Raw genomic sequence first — 11,613 nt, 5'->3', positions numbered from 1 at the left:
GTGCTGAAGGAAGTTTTAAGGAAGCCGCCGCGCCGGGATCACCGATCTAGGTAATTTTCCTATGGTCCCTACCATTTGATTCATCATGAATTTTCAGTTAATCAAAATGGGTGCACCCAGTGTGCACAATGGGAGAAAAGATATGTTTGCACTCTTTTTCCGGGACACCGGCGGCGAAGATCTGCGCCCCTGGTAACCCTTTTACGGCCCGGGCTGGCGGCGTGATGGATGGTCCCTCACGCTAGACCTGCCCGGGCTGACCTCCTTAAGAATGGCCGCCATCCGATTGGGATTGCGGCCTTTATTTTTCGCATCCGTTTCCGATGCGAAACTATCGGCTGACACCCCGCAGCGCGGCTCAGCACGCGCAAATGCCTCCATCACCTCAGCTTGACTCCCTTTTGTCGCGATCCCCACGCCGCGAATCGAATCGGCGCGACTCGCGGAGTCACCGCGAGTCGCGCTTTGACGCGCGAGTCGGAACACGGTAAATGAATCCCTAATCAGGGGGTTTTATGACGGGCGATGTCTGGTTTCTGATCGCGATGACGTTCAGCTTCGCCGCTTATGGCGTGTATCTGCTGGGCCTGCGCCGCGCGACCGTCCGTCCCAACCGCGCCTCGTGGTTGATCTGGAGCGCATCCGCCGCTGCCGAGGCGCTGACCTATGCCGCGGTCAATCCCGGATCGCCGCAGGGCTGGGTCTTCATCCTCTCGGCGGGCTGCTGCCTGATCGTCACCGCATTTCTGTGGCGCGGCTCCAACTGGGCGCCGCCGACGACCATTGAAGCCTTTTGCATGGCCGCCTGCCTGATCGCGTTGCTGATCTGGGTGGCGTTCCGCGAAGCCTATTGGGCGCATATGCTGGTGGTTGCCGCCGTCCCGGTGAGCTTCTGGCCGACCTGGGTCAGCGTGTGGAAGGATCGCAGCGCCGAACGCTCACCCGCCTGGGGCCTGTGGACCGTCGGCGACCTCGCGACGTTGCTGGTCGCAGCGCGCGCCGGCGGGTCGGGACCGGACGAGTTCGCGTATATCTTCGTCGAGCTCGCCTGCCATGCCAGCATCTGGTTCATGATCGGCCTTGCCACGATCAATCCGCTGCGCTCGTTCGGTTGGGCGCGCGGCGGGCTGGTAGTGCTCGACCGCTACCGCCACCAGCGGAACCTGTTCACGGTCGGCGAGAATCATCTGGGCAAGGCGGTCTATGCCACCTGTCGCTTTGCCGAGGGCGCGGAGCTGATGCGCTTCACCGGGCGTCGGTTTCATGTCGACGACATCCCCAGCCTGATGCGCGGCAGCGACGACCGCTTCGTCCAGGTGACGCCGGATCATTATATGGGGCCGTCAGGACAGCTCGACGATCTGGTCAACCATAGCTGCGACCCCAATGCCGGGCTGCGCTTCACCGATGATGGCGTGATCCTCGTCGCGCTGCGCGATATCGTGTCGGGCGAGGAGATCAGCTGGGATTATTCGACGACGCTCGCGCAATCCAACTGGCACATGATCTGCCAGTGTCGCGCGCCCGAATGCCGCCGCGTGATCGGCAATTTCGATACGCTCGCCCCCGAACGGCAGGAGTTTTTCCGCGCCCGCAACCTCGTCGCGCCGTATCTGCGCCGCAAGGATGCGGTGATGCCGGTGCGGCGGGCGAGCTAACCCCATCTGCGTGAAGGAGCGACCATGAACGGAACGAGCGGCACCATCCTCAAGCTGGCGGCGTCGCTGGCGATCCTGTTGCTGGTGATCGTCGGCGGCGGGCTCGGCTCGTGCGCGGCCTATAATTCGGTGCGGGTGTGGAACGCCGAGACTGCGGGCGAGGCCGAGCTGGCGCAGGCGACGCAGAACCGGAAGATCAAGGTGCTGGAGGCGCAGGCGCGGATGGACTCAGCGTCGCTGGAGGCCAATGCCGAGATCGCACGCGCCAGGGGTCTGGCCGAGGCAAACCGGATCGTCGCGAACAGCCTGGGCGGGCCGGAGGGGTATCTGCGCTACCTCTACATCCAGAATCTGGAGCAGTCGAAGGGGCAGATCATCTACGTCCCGACCGAGGGCGGTCTGCCGATCCTGGAAGCCGGGCGGTTGCAGCCGGCACCGCCGCCCGCGGCGGACTGAGTCAGCGTTCCCTGATCGGGTCGAAAGCACCCTTGGTCGCCAGCAACCGGCGCATGTCGCGCGCGATTGCCCGCTCATCGACATTGCCGCGCGCCAGTTCGTCCGCCCGCTTGCGCATCGCCGAGCGGCGCGCGGCGGCGGGAAGGCGGGCGATGGCGATATGCTCCCGGACTGCGCGTACCCAGCGGCTGTTGCCGGAGGGGACATCCTCCGACACGCGCGCGAACGGATAGCTCATGAAGCGCCACTGGCCCTTGTCGCGCTTGTAAAAGACCAGAAGCGTCATGCCGCGCGCGAAGATGTAGCGCGTGCAACCGCCCATCAATGCGTCGTCATTGGGCTCAACCAGTTCGGTCGGATCGCTTCGCGTCGGCGCAGGCAGAGTGTAGTTCTCAATCACTGTGCCCTGCATCCAGCCGTCAAGCGTGAGCCGGGAAGGGAGCGCCGTACCCTTGAGCAACACGGTCGGCTTCAGAATAGCCGTGGACTCCCTACCCTTTCTGTCTGCACCCTCTACCCGCGCCAGCACGACCAAGTCGGCGGCTTGCGCCAGTTGCTGCGTATTCGGCACACGATAGGGCGGCGCGACGCTGCATGCCAGCGCCGGGGGCATTGCCAGAAGCAGGGCGACGAAAGTCAGTCGAAGGAACATCTTCGCAGGATAGTGGATCGACAAAATGCTGGCGAGCGATTTGCCGTTCAGGCCGCGACATCCTCCCGCACCAGATCCGATGCGGCCAGTTCGAGCACTGCGCTCGCCCCGATCCCAACGCCTTCGCTGAGCAACGTCAGGCTGCCGCCCATCGCGACCATCGTGTTGGCGCACCAGTGCAGGCCGAGCCCGCCCGATTTGTTGACGCGGGTCGAAAAGCCGCGCTGGAACAGCTGCGGTGCCTTTTCGGGGTCGAAGCCCTCGCCGTCGTCGGTGATGCGGATTTCCATGCGTCCGCCGGTCTCGCGGATCGACACGGCGATACTGCCCCCGCCCCGGCCGGTCGCGGCAATCGCCTCGGCGGCGTTGGAGAAGAGGTTGCCGACCACCTGGCTCAGCAGCACGCGGTTGGCGAGCACCCAGTGCGGCGTCGAGGGAAAGTGGAACGCGATCGAGCTAGCCCCCGAATAGCGCGCGATCGTGGCGTTGCGCGCGACGATATCGGTGACGTCGCAGGTTTCGAGCGGCGGGCGTTCATGCGCCTGTTCCTGCTGGCGCCCGATGATTTCGAGCACATTGTGGAGCGCGTCGCGGCCGATGCCGAGCTGTTCCTTGCGCGCTTCCCGCGCCTGCATCTCGCTCGACAGCGCGGCGGCGACGAACGCGACGAGCTTGTGGCGGCGGGCCAGCGGGATGCTGTCGTCGGCGAGCTCGCCCAGGGCGCGGTCGAGCAATGCGCGGTCGGTAGCCGGTCCTTCGCCCAGCCCCTGGCTCAGCACCGTGCTGATCGGATTGAGCGCGTTGCGGACATTGTGCATCACCGCGACCGCGCTTTCGGACTGGCCGAGCTTGAACGACTGCGCCTCGACCTGTTCGCGCAGGTCCTTGAGCTGGCTCAGCATCGCGTTGAAGCTGACCACGAGGCTGCCGATTTCGTCGCGGCGCGGCGTGTCGGCGAGCGGGACCAGATTACCCGATCCGCGCACCACCCCCATATGCTGCTCGACCCGGTTGAGCGGGCGTAGCACCAGCCGACCGATCATCACGCTGAGCACCGCCATCACCAGCAGCATCAGCGCGGTGGTGCCGATGACCGCGAGCTGGAGCATGTTGCGGCCAAGCTTCGACAGGTCGCGCGGGACGCGGAAGGTGGCGCTGGCGACGCTCCCGCCGCCCTCCCCCGGCACTGGCACCGCCACGGCGATGTCGCGCTCGCCCGCATCGACGCGCGGCGCGGAGACGGGGGCGTCGAGCGCGATCCCGGCGCGCAACTGGAGCAGATTGCCGAGCTGCTGCGAGGTGATCATGCGCGCCATCACGACATGGCCGCGCGGGTCGCCGGTGCCGTCGGTGCGCCGGACCTGCGCGATGCCGATCGCGGCGATGCGGTTGCCGAGCCGCGCGTAGAAACTCGCGCTGTTATCCTTGGCCAGTGCGCGGCGGAAATCGATGCGGCGGATTTCGGCGAGCAATTGCGCGCGCATCTGCGGCGAATCGGTGCTGGTCTCCAGATCCAGCCAGCGGGCGATCACGACTTCGCCGTCCGGGCGGACATAGGCCATGCCGTTGACGCCGAGATTGACCATCGCGGACGTGGCGAAGCTGTCCTCCTCGAACGCGCGGTTCGGCGCGCCCATGTAATCGTAGCTTTCGTTCCAGTCGCCATAGTCGCGCACCGACGCCTCGACCTTCGAAGCATATTCGGTCAGCGCGGCGCGGGTGCGTTCGACATGGCCGTCGATCGCCTGCGCCTCCAGCCGGTCGAAATTGGGGGTGATGACGAGGGCGAGCAACAGCGTGATGCTGGCAGCACCAAGCAGCGCGACCCCGGTCAGGATCGCGACAAGCTTGGCACCCAGCGAACGCGGGATGCGGGACTGGAAGCGTTGCAACATCGATCGCGCCACGGTCACCCGAAGGTGCCGGTGCTCGGCATGACGGTTGGCGCCTCGAGTTCATCGTCGCCCATGAACCGTTCGTGCGCAGCGCGGATCGCGACATCGGCTTCGAGCGGGCGGGCGAGGTAATAGCCCTGGATATGGCTGCACCCGGCGAGGCGCAGCGCCTGAAGATGCGCGGCAGTCTCGACTCCCTCGGCGACCACTTCCAGCCCCAGCGCGCGGCCGAGATGGATGATCGAATTCACGATCGCCGCGCTCTCACGCTCCTTGCCCATGCCGTCGATGAAGCTGCGGTCGATCTTGAGGCAATCGAGCGCGAATTTGCGGATGTTGTAGAGCGACGAATAGCCGGTGCCGAAATCGTCGAGCGCGATGCGGAAGCCCATCTGGCGCAGGCGATAGAGGGTGTCGGCGGCGCGCTCCGCATTGTCGAAGATCGCGGTTTCGGTGATTTCGATCTGCACGCGGCGCGGCTCGATCCCGGCGCGCTGCACGCGTTCGACGACATGGCCGACGAAATTCTGGCGGCGGAACTGGCGCGGCGAGAAATTGACCGAGACATATTGGCCCGGCCATTTCTGCAGCATCTTGAGCGATTCATCGAGCACCCAGTCGCCGAGCTCGTGGATCAGGTTCGATTCCTCGGCGATCGGGATGAACATGCCGGGCGAGATCGGGCCATATTCGGGGCTGTTCCAGCGCAACAGCGCTTCGAACGCGACAATCTCCAGCTGGTCGCGCGCGACGATCGGCTGATAGACCAGCCGCAGTTCGCCATTGGCGATCGCGTGCGACAGGCCACCTTCGATCTGGCGGCGGAAGCGGATCGATTCGTCCATGCTCTCGTCGAACACGCGCACGACACCGCGACCGGCGCGCTTGCTTTCGTTGAGCGACAGGTCGGCGCGGCGCATCACGTCGATCGGGTCATGCTTCATGCCCGGTTCGATGATGACGAGGCCGGCCGAGGCCGAACCCTGCACCGAATGGCCGAACACGGTGAAGGTCTTGGTACAGGCAAGCAGCAGCCGTTCGACCGCCGCGATCGCCTCGCCCTCGCCCGCCACCTTCATCAGCACCGCAAACTCGTCGCCGCCCAGCCGCGCGACAAAGCCGCCCGGCGGCACCGCGCCCTCGATCGTGGAGCAGACCATGCGGATCAGCTCGTCGCCGGCGAGATGGCCGAACGTGTCGTTGACCAGCTTGAACCGGTCGAGGTCCATCATCGCCATCGCGAAGGTATCGGGACCGCGCACATGATCGGTCAGCGCGCGCATGAAGGCGAGCCGGTTGGGCGCGTCGGTCAGGCTGTCGTGATTGGCGAGGTGGCTGGCCTTGCTCTCGTTCGCGGCGAGCTCGGCCTTTTGCTCTTCGAGCAGCGCCATGGCGCGCGCGAGCTGTTGATCGACTTCCCAGCGCTTGCCGAGTGCGGTTGCGGTCTGGACGACCTCTTCCACCTGAAACGGCTTGGCGATGTAGAAGATTTTGTCGGCGGGGCCGGCGGCACGGCTGATTTCGAGCGGGGAGAAATCGGAATAGCCGGTGACGATGACGATGTTGATATCGGGGTCGATCGCGCGGATCCGCTTGGCGGTTTCCTTGCCGTCGATGCCGGGCGGCATGCGTACGTCGATGAACGCGACCGAGAAGCGATCCCCGCTGGCATTTGCCTGAGCGACGGCGTCGACGCCGTCCAGCCCCTGCATGCAATGCACCGTCACGAACTCAGGGGCATCCTCGACCGGTGCGCTTTCGACCTCGTCATCGCCGAACAATTCGGCGGCCATCGCGTCGAGCGCAGCGCCCTGCGCCGCCCCGATCCCGCTGCCCTTGAAGCACTGGCGATAGGATTCGTGCATCCCTGCTTCATCGTCCACGATCAGAATGCGCAAGGCAAAGTCCCCTCTAACCACTTGCACCCCGCGTAAGCGCTCAGGGTTAAGGCGAGGTAAAAGGGTTAACGCTGCGTTCCCCATCGGCTCCGGGACTTGCCCTAAAAAAAATGGGGCGCCGCGGACTGGCCGGGCGCCCCGTCGAGTTCAGGAGGGGAATGCGTCTCCGCACACCGGCTTTATGCGGCGGGCGCGGCGTGCCGACCACGGTCAGACTCTGACGCCTATCGCTGGGCGAGTTGCCATGCTGCCTCGACCTGCCCTGCAAAGGCGTCGCGATACAGGCCGATCTCGTCGCGATAGCTGGCCGTATAGTCGGGCGAAGCGAGGCGCGCGAAGATGTCGCGCCGCGAGTCGCGGTACAGTGTCAGCGCCGCATCCGCCCGTCCCCGATCCAGGTGAAAATGGGCGAAGTTGATCCGCGCGCGGATGCTCTGCGCATGCGTGGCACCGAGCACGCCGCGCGATCCCGCAACGGCTTCGCGGTACAGGTTTTCCGCCTCGCTGATGCGGCCCAGCCGGGCATAGGCCGACGCCAGCTGGCCGCTCGCCGAAGCGATCTCGGGATGCCCCGGGGGTCGCAGCCGGAGACGGATCGCTCTGGCCGCCTCGAGCTGCGACGCCGCTTCCACGAGCGCCGCGCGCCCACGCCCCTCGGACAACAGGTAACGCGCAAAATTCGCGCGGATCGTCGCCGCGAGCAGATGATCGCCGTGGGACTGCGACGCCATGAGTTCGCTGGCCGCGCGAAGCACCGCCCCAGCTCCCGCGCGGTCCCCGCCATCGTCCAGAGCCACCGCGAGATTATTGTATCCGGTCAGGATCGCGGTGACAGACTGGCGGCTCGCAAGGCGAATGCGCAGGGATTCACGCAGATAGACCACTGCCTCGTCGAACCTCCGCAGATCGTTCAGGATGAGGCCGTAGGTGCTGAAGCCAACCCCCGTCCCGGGATGCTCGGGCCCCAGAGTGTCGCGCCAGATACGCGTGGCTTCCCGCGCGAAATTCTCGCCCGCCTGAGGATAGCCGATCTCGCGCAAGAAGGTGGCGTAGTCGTTGTAAAGACGGGCAAAGTCCTGCTGCTGGGCTGCCCATTGCGCTGGTGTTGCCCGCTGCATGTTGCGCTGTGCCGCCCCGACCGCCTCCTTGTAGCTCAACGATGCCGCGTCGATGAGCCCGAGTTCCCATGCAGCCTCGGCCTCTCCCGCCCGCGCATCGACCACCGCCGGATCGTCCGGACCAAGGATCGATCGGTACAGCCCGGCGGCAGCGCGGGCCGCGTCATAGGCGGCCTGAAACCGGCTCTGTGCGCTCAGCGCTTCGGCAAGGGCACGCTGCGCGCGCGCCGCATCGATGCTGCGTGGCCCGGACGCCGCAACCCCGATCGCGAGCGCACGCCGGGCATGCGCTTCGGCCTCGTCGGCGCGATCGACGCGGATCGACAGGTTGCCCATCGCATGGAGCAGGTCGAGGCAATCGGACTGCCGCGCGGCCGTTTGCAGACAGGCCGTGAGCTGCTGCCCGACAAGGCGATGACCCAAGGCGAAATCGCCCGCCGCGATCACCGTCTCGGGCACCACAGGCTGAACGCGCGCGCTGTCCTGGGCGTGTACCGAGGTAACGGTCAGCACCGCCAGCGTGGCAAAGGCGGTCCGAGACGCCCGCCCCGAGCTGCGACGAAGAAGCCCCCGTTCCCATGTCGACGAAGCGCGCATCGATCTTCTCCGTCCCGACTTTGCCGGGCTCAGCAAATACCAGAATAGGGCATGCCGCATATCGCCAAAGTGGCACCACCCGGTCCATCCGGCAGCGGATGCGCGCGATCCACCGCGCGCGCCACGGCCAAACTCTGACGACGGAACCACGAGCCAGATTCCCGATCGTGCCCAAAAATGCGGCCCGGAACTTTTTCTATACACTCGCCATGAAACCGGTTACAGTTTTCGCGCCAAGAACATAATAGGCGGGCCGTCGAGTCGCCCCATGCGGGTGCTCGACTGTTCTCAGGGTAAACGTTGTCAAACCTCCAGGGGGGATGCTGTGAAGTCTTCACGTTCCGCAAATAACGGTCTCATTCGCGGCTCGCGCCTGCGCGCCGCCGCCGCTGCACTCGCATGGTCGAGCGCCGGCACTGTTCTCGCCATCGGTCTTGCCGTCCCGGCGCAGGCGCAGGTCAATGCGTCGCTGCGCGGCAAAGTCACGGCCGAGGGCGGTGTCAGCCTGGTGACGATCGTGAATGTCGACACCGGCTTCACCCGTACCAACACGCCGTCGGCCGACGGCAGTTATCAGTTCACCTCGCTCCCGCCCGGCAACTACCGGCTTGAGGTGACCACCCCTGCAGGCGTTCGCCGCACCGATGAGTTCAACATCGCAGTGGCGCAGAACGCGGTGTTCGATTTCGACCTGGCGACGCCCGACATCACGACGGCCGATGGTGGTGAGGAGGTCATCGTCACAGGCAACCGTATTCAGTCGATGCAAGGTGGTGAGGTCGGCACGACGATCTCGAGCCGCCTGCTCGAACAGCTGCCGCAGAACAACCGCAACTTCCTGGGCTTTGCCGATCTGGCGCCCGGCGTGCAGTTCATCGAAGATCAGAACGGCCAGAATCGGCTGCAGGGCGGCGCGCAGGACAGCCGTACGATCAACGTGTTCATCGATGGCGTCGGTCAGAAGGACTATGTCCTCAAGAACGGCATCGCCGGTCAGGATTCCAGCCAGGGCAACCCGTTTCCGCAGTTGGCGGTCGGCGAGTATCGCGTCATCAGCTCGAACTATAAGGCAGAGTTCGACCAGGTAAGCTCGGTCGCGATCACTGCGGTGACCAAGTCGGGCACGAACCGGTTCGAAGGTTCCGGCTTCATCGATTTCACCAGCCAGGATTTGCGCGAGGCGCGCCCGTCGGAGATCTTCCCGACAAACGCGACCGGGAAACAGCGGAGCCGGGATCTCCAGTTCGGCGGATCGCTCGGCGGCCCGATCATCAAGGACATGCTGCACTTCTTCGTCACTTACGAAGGCAAGCGCCGCCTGTTCCCGGCGGACATCGAAGCCGGCCTGAGCCTGCCGGCGACGTTCTTCCCCGCCGAATATCAGGGCGTGTTCGGCCAGTCGAACAACGACTTCAATTCCGACCTGTTCTTCGGGAAGCTCAGCTTTTCGCCGACCAGCCGGGATCTGTTCGAGCTTTCCGGCACGTATCGCGACGAAACCGGAAATTCCGGTACGGGTGGGATCAATACCTATGAGACCCGCACCCTGTTGGACGTCAAGGTTCGCCGGGGCCTTGCCCGGTGGCAGCATAGTGCGGACAACTGGACCAACGAATTCAAGGTCGCCTATGAGGACGTATCCTGGAATCCGCGTCCGGCGACCGAAGCGCCGCGTTTCGTTTTTCGGACTCAGATCCGCAATCCGAACAACTCGCTGTCGACTGGAGACATCCTGAGCGTTGGTGGCGGTCGGAACTTCCAGGACAAGGGGCAGACCGGCTGGGAAGTTTCGGACAACTTCACCTATACCGGCTTCAAGGGGCATACCCTGCAGTTCGGCGTGAAGGCGAAATGGGTCGAGTTGAACACGATCCAGCTGAACAGCTTCAACCCCGAATTCCGGTTCTTCACGCCGCTCAATGCGCCGTTCAACCAGACGCTGCCGTACACGATGAACTTTCAGGCGTTGCTTGATGGCTTCGATCCGCAACTGCGTTCGAACAACTTCCAGTTCGGCGCCTATGTGCAGGACGAATGGGTCGTCAATGATCGCCTGACGCTCAACCTCGGCATTCGTTGGGACTTCGAGCGGACCCCGGCGTTCGAGAATTATGTTCACCAGGCCGATCAGGTCGCGGCCGTCCAGCCCAACCGCTACCCCAACCTGAACAACGCGAATTACGACATCAACGACTATATCTCGACGGGCACCGAGCGGAAGCCGTTCCTGGGCGCGTTCCAGCCGCGTGTCGGATTCACTTACGACCTCGACGAGGAGGGGCGCTTCGCGGTCTTCGGTGGCTATGGCAAGTCGTACGATCGCAACCAGTTCGATTTCATTCAGCAGGAACTGACCCAGGGCATCGCCTCGGGCCGCACGTTCAACTTCAACGTGCCGGGTGACACGATCAACGTCTGCACCCCGAGCGCGACCTGCATTCCGTGGAATCCGGCATATCTGACGGCCGAGGGCCGCGAGGCGCTGGTGCGTGGACTGCCGGCTGGCGCGGGCCGAGAGGTGCGCTTCATCAACAACGATCTGAAGACGCCCTATTCGCATCAGTATAGCCTCGGCGTTCGCGGTCAGTTCAACCTGTTGAACCTTGAAGTCGGCTATTCGTACGTCACGAGCCATGACGGGTTCGTCTATCTGCTCGGCAATCGCCGTGCCGACGGCAGCTTCTTCCCGGCGACTGGCAACGCGGCGTCTCCCTTCGGGATTAGCCCGGCGCCGTTCGGCAACATCATCATTGGTGACAACGGGATCGAGACCCGCGCGCATACCGGCTTCTTCAAGCTGCAAAAGCGGTATACGGCGGCGTCGCGGTGGAGCTTCGACGCGACCTATACCTGGACACGCGGTACCGAGAATCGGCAGTTCGGCGAGACCTTCTCGCTCGATTACCCGTCGATCGACGACTATCCCTTCACCCGTTCGAATGGCGTTCGCACGCATCGACTGGTGATGGCGGGTACGGTCGATATTCCGTTCGACATCACGCTGGCCGGCAAGTTCCAGATTTCGTCGCCGCGCTGGTTGAAGTCGTTTACCTCGATCGCGGGCGACCCCTTGTCGCGTGACGTTGTGGCGGTGGAAACCGAAGGAAATGGCGATCGCTGGGGCTATCGCCAGATGGATCTGTCCGCGACGAAGTACTTCAAGTTGCCGATCTTGACGGATCGCACCCGCGTTTGGGCGCGGATCGACATTCTGAACCTGTTCAACGACCGCAACTATAACAGCTTCAACACCGTCACAGGTGCTCGCAACCTGAACGCTTTCGGCACTGACGGTCCGCCGCGGACGATCAAAGTCGCGACCGGCTTCAACTTCTAACG

The 11,613-nt window shown here is 64.4% G+C and carries 7 protein-coding genes; 3 read left to right on the top strand and 4 right to left on the bottom strand.

Translation table 11 applies throughout. The annotated features are described in order from the left end of the window. Window positions 1–515: 515 nt before the first annotated feature. On the top strand, window positions 516–1,658 hold the full coding sequence (locus K9B35_RS04545; protein WP_224920629.1) for an SET domain-containing protein: 1,143 nt from the start codon (window positions 516–518) through the stop codon (window positions 1,656–1,658). A 24-nt stretch (window positions 1,659–1,682) separates the two neighbouring features. After that, on the top strand, window positions 1,683–2,114 hold the full coding sequence (locus K9B35_RS04540; protein ID WP_224920628.1) for a membrane protease subunit: 432 nt from the start codon (window positions 1,683–1,685) through the stop codon (window positions 2,112–2,114). Window position 2,115: 1 nt separating this feature from the next. On the opposite strand, the gene K9B35_RS04535 is transcribed toward K9B35_RS04540, so the two are convergent. The 4 genes from K9B35_RS04535 to K9B35_RS04520 all read right to left on the bottom strand — a co-directional run bounded on the left by K9B35_RS04535 (window position 2,116) and on the right by K9B35_RS04520 (window position 8,274). Then, window positions 2,116–2,766: a hypothetical protein gene (locus K9B35_RS04535; protein ID WP_224920627.1), complete on the bottom strand. Its 651-nt coding sequence runs from the start codon at window positions 2,764–2,766 to the stop codon at window positions 2,116–2,118. A gap of 47 nt (window positions 2,767–2,813) precedes the next feature. Further along, the gene (locus K9B35_RS04530; RefSeq protein ID WP_224920626.1) at window positions 2,814–4,661 is read right to left on the bottom strand and encodes a CHASE4 domain-containing protein; all 1,848 of its coding nucleotides are present in this window, start codon (window positions 4,659–4,661) and stop codon (window positions 2,814–2,816) included. Window positions 4,662–4,675: 14 nt separating this feature from the next. Then, complete coding sequence (locus K9B35_RS04525; protein WP_412103443.1) at window positions 4,676–6,526, bottom strand: EAL domain-containing protein; 1,851 nt, start codon at window positions 6,524–6,526, stop codon at window positions 4,676–4,678. Window positions 6,527–6,783: 257 nt separating this feature from the next. Further along, window positions 6,784–8,274, bottom strand: a complete 1,491-nt coding sequence (locus K9B35_RS04520; RefSeq protein WP_224920624.1) for a tetratricopeptide repeat protein — start codon at window positions 8,272–8,274, stop codon at window positions 6,784–6,786. Between the two features lie 325 nt (window positions 8,275–8,599). Here K9B35_RS04520 and K9B35_RS04515 point away from each other — a divergent pair, with 325 nt between their 5' ends. Continuing rightward, entirely contained in the window at window positions 8,600–11,611 is a 3,012-nt protein-coding gene (locus K9B35_RS04515; RefSeq protein WP_224920623.1) for a TonB-dependent receptor domain-containing protein, read from the top strand. Window positions 11,612–11,613: the final 2 nt, after the last annotated feature.

This window comes from Sphingomonas sp. R647, from assembly GCF_020177055.1.
In the GTDB taxonomy this organism is placed as follows: Bacteria; Pseudomonadota; Alphaproteobacteria; order Sphingomonadales; family Sphingomonadaceae; genus Sphingomonas.
Note: the sequence above shows the minus strand (reverse complement) of the source record. Positions and strands in the feature narration are given on the sequence as shown.